At 36.0% G+C, this 15,869-nt stretch carries 14 protein-coding genes; 11 read left to right on the plus strand and 3 right to left on the minus strand.

The genetic code is table 11. The features are described from left to right. Positions 1-187: 187 nt before the first annotated feature. The 11 genes from ACXX8U_RS03190 to ACXX8U_RS03240 all read left to right on the plus strand — a co-directional run bounded on the left by ACXX8U_RS03190 (position 188) and on the right by ACXX8U_RS03240 (position 11,403). Positions 188-2,377: a glutamine synthetase III family protein gene (locus ACXX8U_RS03190; RefSeq protein ID WP_458564578.1), complete on the plus strand. Its 2,190-nt coding sequence runs from the start codon at positions 188-190 to the stop codon at positions 2,375-2,377. 466 nt (positions 2,378-2,843) lie between these two features. After that, positions 2,844-4,070 carry a hypothetical protein gene (locus ACXX8U_RS03195; RefSeq protein ID WP_458564579.1) on the plus strand — a complete coding sequence of 409 codons (1,227 nt, stop codon included), beginning with the start codon at positions 2,844-2,846 and terminating at the stop codon, positions 4,068-4,070. A 63-nt stretch (positions 4,071-4,133) separates the two neighbouring features. Further along, positions 4,134-4,628, plus strand: coding sequence for an uL18 family ribosomal protein (locus ACXX8U_RS03200; RefSeq protein ID WP_458564580.1), 495 nt, complete (start codon positions 4,134-4,136; stop codon positions 4,626-4,628). Positions 4,629-4,632: 4 nt separating this feature from the next. Beyond that, positions 4,633-5,025: a hypothetical protein gene (locus tag ACXX8U_RS03205; protein WP_458564581.1), complete on the plus strand. Its 393-nt coding sequence runs from the start codon at positions 4,633-4,635 to the stop codon at positions 5,023-5,025. Then, entirely contained in the window at positions 5,003-5,353 is a 351-nt protein-coding gene (locus ACXX8U_RS03210; protein WP_458564582.1) for a CsgE family curli-type amyloid fiber assembly protein, read from the plus strand. The genes ACXX8U_RS03205 and ACXX8U_RS03210 overlap by 23 nt, the downstream gene beginning before the upstream one ends. A gap of 12 nt (positions 5,354-5,365) precedes the next feature. Further along, positions 5,366-5,770, plus strand: a complete 405-nt coding sequence (locus ACXX8U_RS03215; protein ID WP_458564583.1) for a curli production assembly/transport component CsgF — start codon at positions 5,366-5,368, stop codon at positions 5,768-5,770. Between the two features lie 25 nt (positions 5,771-5,795). Continuing rightward, positions 5,796-7,169 (plus strand): CsgG/HfaB family protein, encoded by a 1,374-nt coding sequence (locus ACXX8U_RS03220; protein WP_458564584.1) that lies wholly within the window; start codon positions 5,796-5,798, stop codon positions 7,167-7,169. Further along, positions 7,166-8,704, plus strand: a complete 1,539-nt coding sequence (locus ACXX8U_RS03225) for a carboxypeptidase regulatory-like domain-containing protein (RefSeq protein ID WP_458564585.1) — start codon at positions 7,166-7,168, stop codon at positions 8,702-8,704. The genes ACXX8U_RS03220 and ACXX8U_RS03225 overlap by 4 nt, the downstream gene beginning before the upstream one ends. A gap of 165 nt (positions 8,705-8,869) precedes the next feature. Next, complete coding sequence (locus ACXX8U_RS03230; RefSeq protein WP_458564586.1) at positions 8,870-9,709, plus strand: OmpA family protein; 840 nt, start codon at positions 8,870-8,872, stop codon at positions 9,707-9,709. Positions 9,710-9,807: 98 nt separating this feature from the next. Next, positions 9,808-10,986: an AIR synthase related protein gene (locus tag ACXX8U_RS03235; RefSeq protein ID WP_458564587.1), complete on the plus strand. Its 1,179-nt coding sequence runs from the start codon at positions 9,808-9,810 to the stop codon at positions 10,984-10,986. A gap of 60 nt (positions 10,987-11,046) precedes the next feature. Then, on the plus strand, positions 11,047-11,403 hold the full coding sequence (locus tag ACXX8U_RS03240) for a hypothetical protein (RefSeq protein WP_458564588.1): 357 nt from the start codon (positions 11,047-11,049) through the stop codon (positions 11,401-11,403). 426 nt (positions 11,404-11,829) lie between these two features. On the opposite strand, the gene ACXX8U_RS03245 is transcribed toward ACXX8U_RS03240, so the two are convergent. From ACXX8U_RS03245 to ACXX8U_RS03255, 3 genes are all read right to left on the minus strand, one after another. Beyond that, the gene (locus tag ACXX8U_RS03245; protein WP_458564589.1) at positions 11,830-14,709 is read right to left on the minus strand and encodes a M16 family metallopeptidase; all 2,880 of its coding nucleotides are present in this window, start codon (positions 14,707-14,709) and stop codon (positions 11,830-11,832) included. Positions 14,710-14,751: 42 nt separating this feature from the next. Continuing rightward, on the minus strand, positions 14,752-15,228 hold the full coding sequence (locus tag ACXX8U_RS03250; RefSeq protein ID WP_458564590.1) for a DinB family protein: 477 nt from the start codon (positions 15,226-15,228) through the stop codon (positions 14,752-14,754). Between the two features lie 180 nt (positions 15,229-15,408). Further along, positions 15,409-15,843 carry a hypothetical protein gene (locus ACXX8U_RS03255; RefSeq protein WP_458564591.1) on the minus strand — a complete coding sequence of 145 codons (435 nt, stop codon included), beginning with the start codon at positions 15,841-15,843 and terminating at the stop codon, positions 15,409-15,411. Between the last annotated feature and the right edge of the window lie 26 nt (positions 15,844-15,869).

The raw sequence follows: 15,869 nt of genomic DNA on the forward strand, positions 1-15,869 counted from the left end.
GGGTTGTTTTTATAATTTAATGTGTATTTTTTGAATATGCTTATTTTTGATAGGGGTAAAGTTGTCTATCGGTAATTTTATAGGGGTTAAAAATAGAATTCTATAAATGCTGAATTCGATTTTCAAACCAAATTGCTTATATTTGACCTTTATCAAAATCAGGAATACTAACTTAAATAAGAACAACATGCCAACATTACGTTTTCAAGCTTTAAGAGAAGCAGCAACTAGAAAGCCCGTTCAATTTGATGAAACAGGAAAAAAATCAGTCATTTTTGGTTCAAATGTATTTAATGACAAAGCCATGAGACAATTTTTGACCTCTGATGCGTTAAAAGGAATACAAAATGCAGTGCAACATGGTACTAAAATTGATCGCAAACTAGCAGATTATATTGCCATGGGAATGAAAGAATGGGCACTTTCAAAAGGAGTGACACATTACACGCATTGGTTTCAGCCTTTGACAGGAACAACTGCTGAGAAGCACGATGCTTTTTTTGAAACTTCGTTTGATGGTAGTGATCCGGTAGAAAAATTTGGTGGTGCGCAATTGGTTCAACAAGAGCCTGATGCCTCAAGCTTTCCTAATGGTGGTATTCGAAATACTTTTGAAGCTCGAGGATATACTGCTTGGGATCCTACTTCTCCGGCCTTTATTTTTGGAACAACCTTATGTATTCCTACCGTTTTTATTTCTTATACGGGAGAGGCTTTAGATTATAAAACACCTTTGCTTCGTGCCTTAATGGTTATGGACGAGGCCGCTACTGAAGTTTGTAAATATTTTGATAAAAATGTAAAAAAAGTTACTGCCACATTAGGTTGGGAACAAGAATATTTTCTGATTGACCGCGCATTAGCCAATTCACGTCCGGATTTGATTATGACCGGACGAACACTTTTAGGACATACATCTGCCAAAGGACAGCAGTTAGACGATCATTATTTTGGATCGATTCCAACGCGAGCTCTTACGTATATGAGAGATTTGGAGCAAGAATGCATGTTACTTGGCATTCCAGTTAAAACCAGACATAACGAAGTAGCGCCAAATCAATTTGAATTGGCTCCTATTTTTGAAGAAACCAATCTTGCCGTAGACCACAATTGTTTGTTAATGGATGTGATGCAAAAAGTTGCGGAGCGTCATGATTTGATGGTGTTGTTTCACGAAAAGCCATTCAAAGGAGTAAACGGTTCAGGTAAGCATAACAATTGGTCTTTGGCTACTGATACAGGAGTTAATTTATTGAGTCCGAGCAAAACACCAATGAGTAACCTGCAATTTTTAACCTTTTTCATCAATACGATAAAAGCAGTTAATGATAACGAATCCTTGCTAAGAGCCGCTATTGCATCAGCTAGTAATGATCATAGGCTTGGCGCTAATGAAGCTCCACCAGCCATAATTTCGGTTTTTATAGGCGAACAATTGACCAAAGTTTTGGCCGAGTTAGAAGGTGTTACCGCTGGTAAATTATCACCAGAAGAAAAAACAGAATTAAAACTGAATGTGGTAGGTAAAATTCCAGACGTACTTTTAGATAACACAGATAGAAACAGAACTTCTCCGTTTGCTTTTACAGGAAATAAATTTGAATTTAGAGCGGTAGGATCAACAGCCAATTGCTCTAACGCGATGACTACCTTAAATGCTATTGTTGCCAAGCAATTGCGTGACTTTAAAGTTGAGGTTGATGCGCTCATTGATTCAAAGGATATGAAAAAGGATGATGCGATTTTTAATGTGTTGAGAGAATACATCAAGCAATCTAAAAAAATCCTTTTTGAAGGCGATGGTTATAGTGAAGAGTGGGAAGTTGAAGCTAAAAAACGTGGCTTGAGTAATTTTAAAACTACGCCCGAGGCTTTAAAAGCTAGAATTTCAAATCAATCTCTAGACTTGTTCTCAGAGTTAAACATCATGAATCATGTTGAAGTTGAAGCACGCTACGAGATCGAATTAGAAGAATACACTAAGAAAATTCAAATTGAAGGACGTGTACTAGGTGATATTTCTAAAAATCATGTAATACCAACTGCCATTCGTTACCAAAATACATTAATAGCGAATGTAAAAGGATTGAAAGATATTTTTGGGGCAGAATTTGAAACTATCGCCAAAGAGCAAATTATCTTGATCAAGGAAATATCTGGACATATTGAAGGAATCAATTCTAAAGTGGAAGAGATGACAAATGAACGAAGAGCGGCTAACACATTAACTGATGCTCAAGAAATGGCAGAGGCGTACTGCAACAATGTGAAACCTTACTTTGAAATTATCCGCAATCATTGTGATAAATTGGAGTTACTTGTTGATAATGAAATTTGGACGCTGACCAAATACCGTGAACTGCTGTTTACAAAATAATTTGAGAATACGTTTTACCAAAAAGCTCCTCTACCAAGAGGAGCTTTTTTTAGTTTCGCAATTTATGGAGTTGTGCTCTACAAAGTTTTTTATGTAGAAATCATCATTTTATATTAAGAAATGTTTAAGTATATATTGTTAAATAAATACTTGTATCCATGATAAATTGGCAATGTAAAAGCTAACATTTAATGGTATTTACAATTTAGTACAAAAAATTCTGTTATTTTATTTCGCTAAAGTGTAGTTCGTCGATGTAGGATTACTTTTCATCGAAAAACAATTTACTAAATTGAAAAACAGGTATTTATACCTGCTTTTTTTGATTCGTCTTTTCTACCTTTGATATGTTGAAAGACAAAAAAGATATTTTTTTTTTGTAATAAAATATGAAGAAGGATTCCCCAAATCACTTTTTTGAACCTACATAATAACTTGTATTAACAACCAATTAAATATATTTATTATGAAAAAAGTAGTTTTAAGCATCTCCGCGATGCTGATGTCCGTTATCGGATTTGCACAAGCCAATACAAGTACCGTTAGTTCTGTTGGAACAGGCAACAATGCAGCTGTAAACCAAACTGGTAATCTAAACGATTCTAAAGTTAATCAATTAGGGTCTAATTTCGTTGATGGAGGGCATTATAATAATGCTCAAGTAATGCAAAACGGTAAGAAAAACAAATCTGATGTTAAACAAGCAGGGGATCAAAATTTTGGCTCAGTTTCTCAATTAGGAGACAAAAATAAAGCAAAAATTGATCAAGGAGTTGGAAATGCAGAAACCAATTCGGCTTATACAACTCAGGATGGTGACATGAATACCTCTAGTCAAACTCAAAGATTTGACAATAACATGGCAACTGTATTGCAAAATGGTGATAGAAATAAAGCGACCCAAAATCAAAACTCAGGTCCAAATCAATCTCCTGGAAATACTGCACTTGCTACACAAAATGGTGATGACAATACTTCATGGCAAAACCAAGATGGAAGTAGTAATTCTGCTACCGTCAATCAATCAGGAACTAATCATAATGCCATTCAAGATCAAATGGGTCTAAGTAATGTTGCTTTATCTTATCAAAGTGGAGATAACAATACATCAAATCAAATGCAATCTGGTAGTGGTAATAATGCCTATGTATCTCAATCCAATCTTAATAATATTGCCGGTCAATCACAAGTTGGAGATAGTAACAGCGCTGTAATATGGCAAGACCAACCAGGATCATTAGGAAGCGATCAAGCTTATCAAATACAAGAAGGAAATGGTAATTATGCAGCTGTAGATCAAGGTACTTCTGGAAACGATTTGCCTTTGGCAGCTGATTTTGGAACAATCGACATAACCGCTGTTGGTGGAGTTGCAGTTCCTTTTGCACCACACGGATCAAATTTGGCAGTTCAAGTACAAATGGGAGACAGTAATGTTGCCTATGCTAGTCAAGGCGGACAATTAAATCAATCGTACAGTTGGCAAGATGGTATTGGAAACAACACCAAAAGTTTTCAATATGGTAGTGGAAATATTGCTGGATCAGGACAATTAGGTGATGGCAATTTCTCAAGATCGTTGCAAATTGGAACATCAAACATGTCAGGTACTGGGCAATCAGGAACAGGTAATGTTAGTGCCACTTTCCAAAATGGAACTGCAAATACTGCTTTAGTATTGCAGTCTAACTAAAAATAATCTTAACTGGATGAATTGTTTAATGCAATTCATCCAGTTTTTTTAAATTTTCTCAAAATGAAAAAATTTATTGCATTTACCGGATTGTTTTTTCTTTTCCAGTATAATAACTATGCTCAGACGCAGTTTGCATTAGCTGAAAATTATACTAAAGCTGAAACACAAATATTATTGTCAAATCAATATGAAAAAGCAATTGGCAATATTGGTAATAATAATGGGGTGTATATACAGCAAATTGGGGATTTTAATTCAGTAAGCACTAATGTACTTGCAAATAGTGCTGAAATAAAGCTTTACCAACAAGGTGATGGCAATAGTATAGCCGTTTCAAAAGAAGCTGTTTCGGTACAGCAAAGAATAATACAAAAAGGTGATAATAACACCGTTTTTGATTATGGTGGTTATTCTAATCATGTTGTTTCTTTAGATTTTATTCAAAAAGGGAACAATCAAAGTATTCATTCTTTTGGAAGCAATTCACTTTCAAAAGACATGAAAATAACACAAAGTGGTAATGGGTCAACAGTTATAGTAGTCAATTTGAAATAGTACAATGTTTAGACTTAACTTTTATTTATTCTTTTTTATTTTTCTCAATGGGATTAATGCTCAAGTAGTTCAAGATGAGATTAAAGCCAAAATTGAAATTAAAGATGTTGAAGGGAATGCTATTATTACAGGTACTGCTGAAAATACTTCAGATATTTTAAAAAGTGCTAGCTATAAATTAACTGTGATAAAAAAAAATAATATCAATAATAATCAAACAAATAATGCTCAAGAAGGTATGTTTACTTTAAATCGTGGTGAGTTTAAAAAACTTTCTTCTACTGAAATAAACATCGATAATGGTGATGAAGTAATTGTTATGTTGCTTTTTTATGATGAAAAAAAACAAATTATCAGCAAAGACAGAGTAGTGCTTGGCGAGCAAAAAAAAAGATGAAATAAAAATACCTATTGATGGTTTTGAGTTGCGAGGGGTTGTACTCAACGAAACTAAGACACGAATTGGACAGGATTTTTATGATCGATATTATTACAAGTATAATGAAATTGGGGTAAATGCTAAGAAAATTGTAGTTATAAGTGAAGAGTTCACATTTGCACGAAACACAAAAATTTTGATAAGTATAGACAATTCAGTAGTGTATGAGTTTCTAGCTCGTCCAGATGATGAATACTTAGAGTCGGTTGCACAAGAATCGGTTGAGGGTACTTATCAGTTTTTTAAAGAACTAGAAAAACAAAGCAAATATTTCATTCAATATTAATTTTTTTTAACCATGAAACCAATTTTAACCCTACTTTTTATTTGCCTTTTTAGTCCTGCTTTATTTGCACAGAGTTTGGTCTATAAACCAAGAAACCCTGCATTTGGTGGTGACACTTTTAATTATCAGTGGTTAATGAGCTCTGCTGAAAATCAAAATAAATTCAAAGATAAATCTCTGGAAAAAGTTGAAAAAACGGAACTTGAAAGGTTTACGGAGAGCTTGAATTCTCAATTGTTAAATCAAATCACTAGATCTCTTTTTACGCAACAATTTGGTACTTCAGGTGTAACTGAAGGTTCTTATACATTTGGAAGTTTGTCTGTAGATATTTATCCCTCAGAGGGAGGACTTAGTGTAACTATTTTGGATACCAATACAGGGGAGCAAACTACTGTGATAATACCAAAAAAATAGTATGAGAAATCAAAAGTATCTACTAATGACTTTGGTCATTATGCTTACGAGTTGTGGGGCTTATTTTAATCAACCCAAAGGAGTGCAGAAAGCCGTAATAGGAGAGAGTACGCCAGCTACTTCATTATTGAAAAATCTGCCTAAACCTCAAGAACCCGTGGTTGTGGGGATATACAAATTTAGAGATCAAACCGGACAATACAAAGAAGCCGAAACCGGAACTACTTTTAGTACCGCAGTTACGCAAGGTGCGACCTCAATATTGATTAAGGCACTAGAGGATTCCAAATGGTTTGTTCCAATTGAAAGAGAAAATATTGGAAATTTATTGCAAGAGCGTAATCTTATTCGTTCAACTCGTCAGGAGTATTCAAAAAGTACTAATCCAAATGAAGTTCAAATTACACCTTTGTTATATGCTGGAGTATTATTAGAAGGAGGAATAATTTCATACGATTCTAATATTTTAACAGGAGGTTTTGGGGCACGTTACTTTGGTGCAGGAGGATCTGTCAAGTACAGACAAGACCGAGTGAGTATTTATTTGAGGATGATTTCTACAGCTAATGGTAAAATCTTAAAGTCAGTTTACGTTTCAAAAACCATCCTTTCACAAGCAATTGACCAAAGCTTGTTTCGCTATGTCAATTTTAAAAGATTATTAGAGGTTGAAACAGGTTTTACTACAAATGAACCTGTGCATATGGCTGTTACAGAAGCTATTGAAAAAGCGGTTCAGTCTTTAGTATTAGAGGGTTTAAAAGATGGAATTTGGAAATCATCGGAACCTCAAAAAGCCGTGGATGATTATATAGCAAGTTATTCTAACGAGAAAGAAGAAGCTGAAGTTACTATGCTACATGGAAGAGATAAAACGGAAAAAAGAGGTCGTTTTGGTATTGAAGCAGCTGCAGGGGTAACTTTGATGGACGGGGATTATAGCAGTCCCATATTTCGTCCAATGGGTAGAGTAGGATTTAAATATTTTTTTACTCCAAGTTTTAATATAAGTACTTCGGCTTCAGTTTTCAAATTAGCAAACAAAGGTTTACTTGATGTAGGCTATGGTACTTTTGATTGTAATGCAGAACTAATTCTTTTGCCTAAAGATAAATTTACTCCCTTTTTATATGGTGGTTTTGGTGTTGGAGCCAATAAAGTTTTTGATAATGTACATGCAAAGGTACAATATGGAGCAGGACTAGAATATCTCGTTAGCAATACGGTTGGAATTAAGATTTTTGCTGAACAAAACGTTAATTTTAGTGATACAATTGATTACCTAGAACGAGGAATTCGAGATGATTATTATTTCCGTTTTGGCCTAGGACTGAACTATTATTTTCCAAATAAAAAAGTAAATCCAAAATCTGGTGGGATTTCAAATTTAAAAAAATGATGAAAAAAGAACATATCTTCAATTCGGCATTCGCAAAGACTGAAAAGCTAAGTTTTAAAATAGCCTTTGTGGCTTTACTTTTGTTTTTCGTTTCCTGTGCCGAAGAAAAATTTGCAGGCGAAGAATTCGGTACAATTGAAGGTAAAGTCGTAAGTGCAGTCGATTTCAAGCCCCTTGCTAATGCAAAAGTGTTTTCTAACCCTAGCAGCAGTATTGTATTTACTGATGATCAAGGTAGGTTTGTGATAAAAGATGTAAAAGTTGGCGATTATTCTTTTGAGGCACAAAAAGACGGGTATATTGCTAAATTTGAACCAGCTACAGTAAACGCAAATAAAGCAACAAATTTAGTTTTTGAACTGAAATTATCAACCTCAAATAATAAACCACCTACAACCCCAACTTTGATAACGCCTTCTGACAATGCCACTAATCAAGCTATCGAATTGAATTTATCTTGGACTGCCACAGATATTGAAAAAGACAGTTTAAAGTTTGATATTACTTTAAGAAAGGAGAATAGTACAGAGGTAGTTACGTATCAAAATGGAAGTAAGAAAAGTTTATTGCTAAAAAACCTATCCTACAATACCAAGTATTACTGGCAAGTTTCGGTGAGTGATGGGATTAATCCAGCAGTTTTAAGTCCAATAAGAGCGTTTACAACTACTTCTTTTCCAAATGGGCGCTTTTCATTTGTCAAAAAAGAAAGCAACAACTATGTGATTTACTCTGGCGATGATACTGGCAATCTAGTGCAATTAACAAGTGCAACAGTAAACAGTTGGCGTCCTCGAAAAAATAATCAAAGCAAGAAAATTGCATTTATTAGATCCAATGGTGGGCAAAATCATATTTACACGATGGATTTTGATGGGTCAAATGTTTTAAAAGTGACAAATTCTGTGCCTATTTCGGGATTTAATTCGGATTATCTCACTTTTTCTTGGAACACTTCAGGCAGCCAGATAATCTATCCTTACTTTGACAAATTGTATCGCATTAATGCTGACGGAAGTGGCTTGACAAGATTGTATCAAACTCCAAACGGAAAATTCATTTCAGAATGTGACTGGAGTAATGACAGTTCCAAAATTGCTCTAAAAGTAAATGATGCTGGGGGTTATAATACTGAGGTATATGTTATAAATAATTCTGGAGATGTTTTAAATCAAGTTGTGTCTGGTTTTGATGGAGCGATTGGAAGTTTGAATTTTTCTATAAATGGGCAACGTTTGCTATTTACACGTGACGTCTCCGGATTTGAAGATGCTACCTACAGACAATTAGATAGCAGGGTTTTTCAAGCGGTGCTAAGTTCAGGTGTAGTTACAGAAATGAGTATTGAAAAACCTTCAGGGACTATAGATATTGATGTAAGATACTCACCAAACGAAGCAGAATATATAATGATGAACACCTCAAATGATGGTCTATCGATAAAAAATATTGTCAAGTTTACTCCAGCGCTAAATAATACAGGTGCTTCACGAACCATTTTATTCGGTAATGCAAGTATGCCCGATTGGGAATAAAAATAGCAATACATATTAAACTTCAAAAAAAGCATCCTTTTATAAGAAATGGATGCTTTTTTCGTTCTAGTAGCTAAGCATTGCTTCTGGTTTTTTAAAATGGTTCGATTTAGTTCAGATACAAGCCAAAAGTTTATAATTTTATACTAATGGAAATTATAAAAGATGATTAAATATTTATTCTTTGTTTGCCTGCTATGGAGCGGAACAATATTTTCTCAACACCAAGCTACTTTTTATTTTGATGTTGATCAAGATTATCTCAACCGTACTTCTGAAGTAAAATTTAACAAATGGTTACAAGATAATCAGCAAATTAAAATTTCCCGAATTGAAGCCTACTGCGATAGTACAGCTAGTTTTTTATATAATAAACGACTCGCATATAAAAGAGCAGAGCATATCAAAAAGTGGTTAGAGGAAAATACAATTCTTGTTGATTCTGCCACAATTATTGTTGCATTTGGTGAAGATTTCAAAGGAGCAACACATCATGGCATTCATCGAAAAGTTGTTATTTTTTATCAAAAAATAGTTCCAAAGTCTGATTTGATAATTCCGTCATTGGTACAAAATAAAAAACCGGTAAATCCTATAGAAGCGCCAGTAACATTGACTTCAATTGACTTAACCACACAACTTCAAAAAGCTAAGGCGGGAGAATTTATAATTTTACAAAATGTAAATTTTAAATTCAATTCTGAAGTGATGGTTGATCCCGCAACTGAAATTTTAAAAGAATTATTACACTTTATGCAATTGGAACCAATTTTAAAAATTGAAATTCAAGGGCATATCTGTTGCAACAGTGATCCAAATGATATTAAATTATCTACAAGACGCGCTAAAGCGGTTCGGGATTATCTTATTTCGAACGGTATTTCGCAGCAAAGACTTTCTTACAAGGGATTTGGCAGTAATAAACCGCTATTTATACTTCCTGAAAAAAACGAAAAAGAACGAGCTGCCAATCGCAGAGTAGAGATTCTCATTGTCCAAAAATAGTGCAACAAATCCTAAAATGGGTTTCTTTATTCCTAAATCAAATTAGTATCTTTGCCCGACAACTAGCTGCTTAAAAGCAGACTTCACAACTAAATTACATGAGTTCAGATACTTCAAAAAGGTATGCACTTCGCGGTGTTTCGGCATCAAAAGAAGATGTGCACAATGCAATCAAAAATATTGACAAGGGTTTGTTTCCGCAGGCTTTTTGCAAAATTGTACCCGATTATTTAACTAACGATCCAGAGCATTGCTTGATCATGCACGCTGATGGCGCAGGAACAAAATCGTCTTTAGCGTATTTGTATTGGAAAGAAACGGGTGATATCTCGGTGTGGAAAGGCATTGCACAAGATGCTTTGATCATGAATATTGATGACCTGCTTTGTGTGGGTGCAACCGATAATATTTTGCTGTCATCGACTATTGGTCGCAATAAAAATTTAATTCCTGCCGAAGTTATTTCAGCTATTATCAATGGAACCGAAGAACTTATTCAAGAACTCAAAACCTTTGGCGTAACCATTCATTCTACAGGTGGAGAAACTGCCGATGTAGGTGATATTGTGCGTACCATTATCGTCGATTCGACCGTGACAGCTCGCATGAAACGTAAAGATGTTATTGACAACGCCAATATTCAGGCGGGAGATGTAATTGTAGGTATGGCCTCATTTGGTCAAGCTACTTACGAAAAAAGTTATAATGGCGGTATGGGTAGCAACGGTCTAACCTCTGCCCGTCACGATGTTTTTGCTAAATATTTAGCGGATAAATATCCAGAAAGTTATGACGCAGCGGTGCCTAATGAACTTATTTATAGTGGTCAGGTGCAACTTACAGATGCTGTAGCTAATTCACCTATCGATGCCGGGCAATTGGTGTTATCGCCAACTAGGACTTATGCACCAATTATCAAGAAAATTTTAGACCAATATTCATCCAATGAAATTCACGGAATGGTGCATTGCAGCGGTGGTGCGCAAACTAAAATTTTACACTTTGTAGAAAACCTACACATCATCAAGGATAATTTGTTTCCGGTGCCGCCTTTATTTCAATTGATTCAGGAGCAGTCTAAAACCGATTGGAAAGAGATGTACCAAGTGTTCAATTGCGGTCACCGTATGGAATTATACGTGCCCGAAGCTGTTGCGCAAGACATTATTGCCATTGCTCAATCTTTTAATGTTGAGGCGCAAATTGTTGGTAGAGTGGAGGAAGCAACTACCAAAAAACTCACTATTACTAGTGAATACGGCACTTTCGAATATTAATTATAAAATCAAGAGGCACAGTGAAAGCTGCTTTTTGCGATAAAAAATAAATTGTTACCCATGTACGAACTAGTTTTTTGGAAATACGAGGATGAAGTGTACCTTAATCACCAGCTTGTTTACGAGGCGCTGCTGGAGGAACAAACCGTTGAAGGTCTAGAGGAATTGCCAGTGCAAGTGATTTTAAATCGCTTGGCGACTGTTTTTTCTAGTTGGGAAAAAGTAGACGAAAATAGTTGGAAAAACACCAAAGGTAAAGGCGCTTTTCAAGTAAAAACCACTCCGAAAAGCATCCAAATTGACTGTTACGGCACCGAGGGTAAAACCATGAATTTACTGGCTGACACACTCGAAGAGTTCAAATGCCCGTTGTACGATCCGCAAGTGCCACAGCGCTACGACGAAATGAACGACTAGTTGTTTTAGGAGCTATTTCCAGCCCTTTCTTACAATCCGCTTTCAAAAAAAATATTTTTCTACATCCTGCAAGGAGCTTCCGTTGGTCGCTCTTTCAGGACTAGAAAAATTTATTTTTTTTTAAAATCGGGATTTTCAGTTCGGTCTGGGCTACTAGCGTTTGTTGCTGAAATGACGTTTGAGTTCTTCAATTTGAGTTTATCGTAAGCAGTTCTATTATCAAATAAAAAAACAGAAGCAATCTTTTAAAATAAGATTGCTTCTGTTTTTTTTGTGCTGAAAATTAAACGCCTTGTTTAGCCGCGATGGAAGCGACATCCTTGCTGGCAAATCCCGAAACTTCGGGATGGCCAGCAAGATATAGCGTACAGCGGGAGTACTCGTTTGCTAAGCAAAACGCTTGTGCTACTAAAAATGCTAATCGCTTTATTTTGTCGTTGCAGAATTCAATAAAACGGGTTTGCCAAAGCCTAATTGCTCCAATTTAGTCAATTGTGTGGCCGCATCACCTACAATGAGGTAAATCATTTTGTTGGCATTTAAATACAAGTCTGAAAATTGTTTCAACTCGTCCATGCTAATATTTTTCACGATGTTTTCTTGTTGTTTGGCATAATCATCAGCGTAGTTGTAATTGCTGATATCGTAAAGCATTTCAAGTTTTGAAGACAAGGTTTCAAAAGCTCTGGCGTTACTTTTGATGAGGTATCCTTTAGTTACTTCCAAATCATTTTCATTAAAGTTTTTGCCATAGTTGCTCACGATATCTTTGATAAGTTGCACGGCCTCAAAAGTTACGTTGGAGCGCACACCACTTGCAATTGTAAACGGACCTTTGTTAGCGCTGCCACTAAACGAGGAGCTGATGCCGTACGTATATCCTTTGCCTTCGCGCAATTCTTGCGTAAGTTGCGATGCAAATCCGCCGCCACCTAAGCGGTAATTTAAAATTTGAGCTGGGTAAAAATCAGCATCTGTAGCCGCTAAAGCGGGATACCCAATACGAATAACCGATTGTTTTGCACCGGGTACATCATAAAAATAGATTTTCGAAGCGGTAATTTCTTTAGGTGTTGCTACCGCAGGAAAACTAACATTTTTTGGCTCCCATTTTTTGTTTAAATCATTAAGTGCAGCTATCGCATCGTTCGTAGCAATCGCGCCAACAATGTGTAATTGCGCCAATGTTGGGCTGCTATTTTGGTAGTAATAATTTTTTACGTCCTCTAGCGTGATACTTTTTATACTGCTTTCAGTTCCCACACGATTGTTGGCCAAAACCGAATTGGCACCATAAATTAATTTTTTATACTCATTTCTGGCAATGCTGTTTGGGTCGGCTTTTTGTTGTAAAATTTGACTCAAAGTACTTTGTTTGATAAGCTCAAATTCGGCTGCATCCCATCTTGGTTGCAAAATAATTTCAGATACCAAGGCCATTGTCGCGTTGTAGTTTTTGGCCAAACTCGTTCCTGAAATCAGTATCGATTCGTCAGTGGCAGTAGCACGAATGGTAGCTCCGAGACTTTCGATAGCATTTTCGAGTTGTTCTGGAGTTTTATTTTTGGTTCCTTTGGTCATTAAATCGGCCAGAATACTAGCTACGCCGGTTTTATTTTTAGGTTCTAATAACATGCCGCCTTTTAACTGCAATTGAAATTGTACCAGTGGCACTTCTTCATTGGCGATACCAAATACTTTTAAACCAGATGATAGTTGGTTTTTCCAAACGCTTGGCAAAATCACATCAGGACTTGCGCCGTAAGGTGGCTCAATGCTGCGATCAAATTTCGAAGGTGTTTTTTTATAGGTAGCGGCTATGCTCGCATCAAATGCTTCTTCTTTTCCTTCAATAATTTTTTCTTCGACCACATCTGCCAAAATAGAGCCGTCAAGAATCAGGTTTTTTTGTCCTTTCGGAACAAAGCTGGTGGCCACAAAATTTTTGCCTTTTACATATTTTTGGTACACGCGCATCACATCTTCTCGCGTTACGGCTAAAATATTTTTTACATCTTGGTTGATGTATTCTGGTGTTCCTGCAAATATTTCATATTGCGCAAGCTGAAAACCTTTTCCTAAAACACTCGATAAGGTGGTGTAAAATGCGGTTTCTTGGCCTGCTTTGATACGGTCTAGGTTTTGTTGTGAAATGCCTTCGGCTTCAAAATTTTTGAAAGCTTCTTCAATTCCTGCCTGTACCAAGTTGAGGTTGGTTTGGTCAAAAGCAGTTACGGTAAGCATGTATTGACCCGCTATTTCTGAATTGTATTGAAAAACATCAACGCCATCAGTTAGCTTTTTTTGCTCGACTAACGTTTTATACAAAGGTGCTTTTTTACCTTTTGATAAATAACTAGCCAAAACTTCTAGCGCATAACTGTCAGGATGGTATTCGTAAACAGAAGGCCAAGTTAAGGTAAGTTGCGGTAGTTTGGCAAAATTATCTTCGTAAAATAGTTTTTTAGTAGTAGCTAGTGCAACGGCTTGTTTTTCCATTTTTGGGATCGCTTCACCGCGCTTGATTTCGCCGAAATATTTTTCGACCCAAATTTTAGTTTGTGCCACATCAAAGTCGCCCGAAATAGTCAAGGTTACATTGTTGGGAACGTACCAACGGTTGTAGAATGCTTTTACATCCTCAAGTGTCGCGTTTTGCAAATCTTCAAGAGAACCAATAACTTCCCAGCTATACGGATGAGATGCTGGATAAAGATTGTTTGATATCACTGAAAAATTGTGGCCATAAGGGCGGTTGTCGTAGCTTTGGCGTTTCTCGTTTTTTACGACCTGTTTTTCTTTTGCCAAAACGGGTTCAGTAACGGTATTGATAAAAAAACCGAGTTTATCTGCCTCGGCCCAAATCATTTTTTCGAGAGCGTCTTTCGGAACGGTTTGAAAATAATTAGTTCGATCGCGACTGGTTGAGCCATTAGCGCCTTCGCCACCAATGCGAGCACTCATTTTATCCAATCCTCCTTTTCCTAAATTTTCAGATTCTAAAAAAAGCAAATGTTCAAACAAATGGGCAAAGCCGGTACGGCCTGCTTTTTCTCTTGCTGATCCTACGTGGCTCGTGAGCGCAACGGCTACAACAGGATCGGAGCGGTCAACATGTAGAATAACTTGTAAACCGTTAGGAAGTGTAAATTTTTCAAACTCGACTTTAAATTCGGAGGATTTTTGATTTTGAGCAAAACTGCTACCGCTACCAAAGATTAGGCAAGCTGCAAGCAAGAAGTAAAATGATCTCATGGAGTTGATTTTGGTTGTTTTTTGAGCAGTTAAAAGTACGTATAAATCCATAATTTTAAGACAATACTCTAATGAAAAACTAAAGGTTAGAATTTATTTAGTGGTAGAGGCAATTAATTTTTTAAGTAAAACAATTTGTCCCAAATGGTAATAGCTGTGCTCGATAACTCCTTCAATATTTCGCAAATAGCTTCCGTATCTTGCATCGATAAAATCTTCATCTAATACAGCATCATTGAATTGAGCGACTGTTGTTGCAAAATCTTCGACATTGTTCAGGAACTGAGTGAATCTTTGGTTCCAATCTTCGGCAGAAGTTACTGGCGTATCGTCATAACTAAATTGATCTCTGATGGTGAGTTGGCCCGTCTTGAAAGTACTCAAAAGCCCTTCTAGATAATAATTAATGTGAAAAGTCAGGTTGCCGATGGTATTCAAATTTCCTATTTTGAAATTGGCTTCTTCCCAGTTTGTTTGTTTCAATTGCTCTTGATAATTGGTGTTTGCAATCCAAGTTCCAGTTAGAAAAACTTCGCGAAGGCGGTTTGATAGGTATTGGTTTCGTTCCATGTCAAATATATTTTAATGATGCTAAAATGAAAACAGTCGTTGGCTTTATAAAATTGCTTTTCGCCATTTATACAAAACCAAACGCCTGCGATCGTCAATGTCATTTACTCGAATTTCAGTGACATCTTCGATTTTGAATAAAGAAGTTCCCAAATCTTCACCGTTTTTGGCAATGCAACGTTAGATAAAATCTTCTTCAGAATAGGAGTGAACAAAGCCGGTGAAATAATCATTTCCGTTGATTTCGAAACTAGCAATTTGATCTGTTGCGGCAAATAATTGCGTAATGGCTTGGTGCTGCCAATAATCCGACAGTTGTAAATTGAGGTTAAACTGCGAGGGTTGATCAATGATATTGGAGTATTCGATCAAACATTCCATTACCTTGGTGTAATCATCGTTAAAATCGACACTTTTGATATTTCCCACTTTGATAAAAATAATACCATCTGCTTTTCCAAATCTTGTAAAATGACGAAACCCGATATATTCTTCGCTAATTTCAGTAATGTAGCCTACTAGCGAACCTTTGTCGCTGTTGTATTGCCAAATAGAAATTATTTCTTTCGTATCTCTTGATCTTTCGAATATGGATTGCATGATGGTTCCGCTCATAGTTTTAGTTTTTTAGTTTTTATTTT

It is taken from the genome of Flavobacterium sp. GNP001, assembly GCF_054343775.1.

Excerpts from the sequence above, each read along its gene's own strand:
- ACXX8U_RS03190 (WP_458564578.1), top strand. The coding sequence starts at position 188 with ATGCCAACATTACGTTTTCAAGCTTTAAGAGAAGCAGCAACTAGAAAG.
- ACXX8U_RS03195 (WP_458564579.1), top strand. The coding sequence starts at position 2,844 with ATGAAAAAAGTAGTTTTAAGCATCTCCGCGATGCTGATGTCCGTTATC.
- ACXX8U_RS03200 (WP_458564580.1), top strand. The coding sequence starts at position 4,134 with ATGAAAAAATTTATTGCATTTACCGGATTGTTTTTTCTTTTCCAGTAT.
- ACXX8U_RS03205 (WP_458564581.1), top strand. The coding sequence starts at position 4,633 with ATGTTTAGACTTAACTTTTATTTATTCTTTTTTATTTTTCTCAATGGG.
- ACXX8U_RS03215 (WP_458564583.1), top strand. The coding sequence starts at position 5,366 with ATGAAACCAATTTTAACCCTACTTTTTATTTGCCTTTTTAGTCCTGCT.
- ACXX8U_RS03220 (WP_458564584.1), top strand. The coding sequence starts at position 5,796 with ATGACTTTGGTCATTATGCTTACGAGTTGTGGGGCTTATTTTAATCAA.
- ACXX8U_RS03225 (WP_458564585.1), top strand. The coding sequence starts at position 7,166 with ATGATGAAAAAAGAACATATCTTCAATTCGGCATTCGCAAAGACTGAA.
- ACXX8U_RS03230 (WP_458564586.1), top strand. The coding sequence starts at position 8,870 with ATGATTAAATATTTATTCTTTGTTTGCCTGCTATGGAGCGGAACAATA.
- ACXX8U_RS03235 (WP_458564587.1), top strand. The coding sequence starts at position 9,808 with ATGAGTTCAGATACTTCAAAAAGGTATGCACTTCGCGGTGTTTCGGCA.
- ACXX8U_RS03240 (WP_458564588.1), top strand. The coding sequence starts at position 11,047 with ATGTACGAACTAGTTTTTTGGAAATACGAGGATGAAGTGTACCTTAAT.
- ACXX8U_RS03245 (WP_458564589.1), bottom strand. The coding sequence starts at position 14,709 with ATGGATTTATACGTACTTTTAACTGCTCAAAAAACAACCAAAATCAAC.
- ACXX8U_RS03250 (WP_458564590.1), bottom strand. The coding sequence starts at position 15,228 with ATGGAACGAAACCAATACCTATCAAACCGCCTTCGCGAAGTTTTTCTA.
- ACXX8U_RS03255 (WP_458564591.1), bottom strand. The coding sequence starts at position 15,843 with ATGAGCGGAACCATCATGCAATCCATATTCGAAAGATCAAGAGATACG.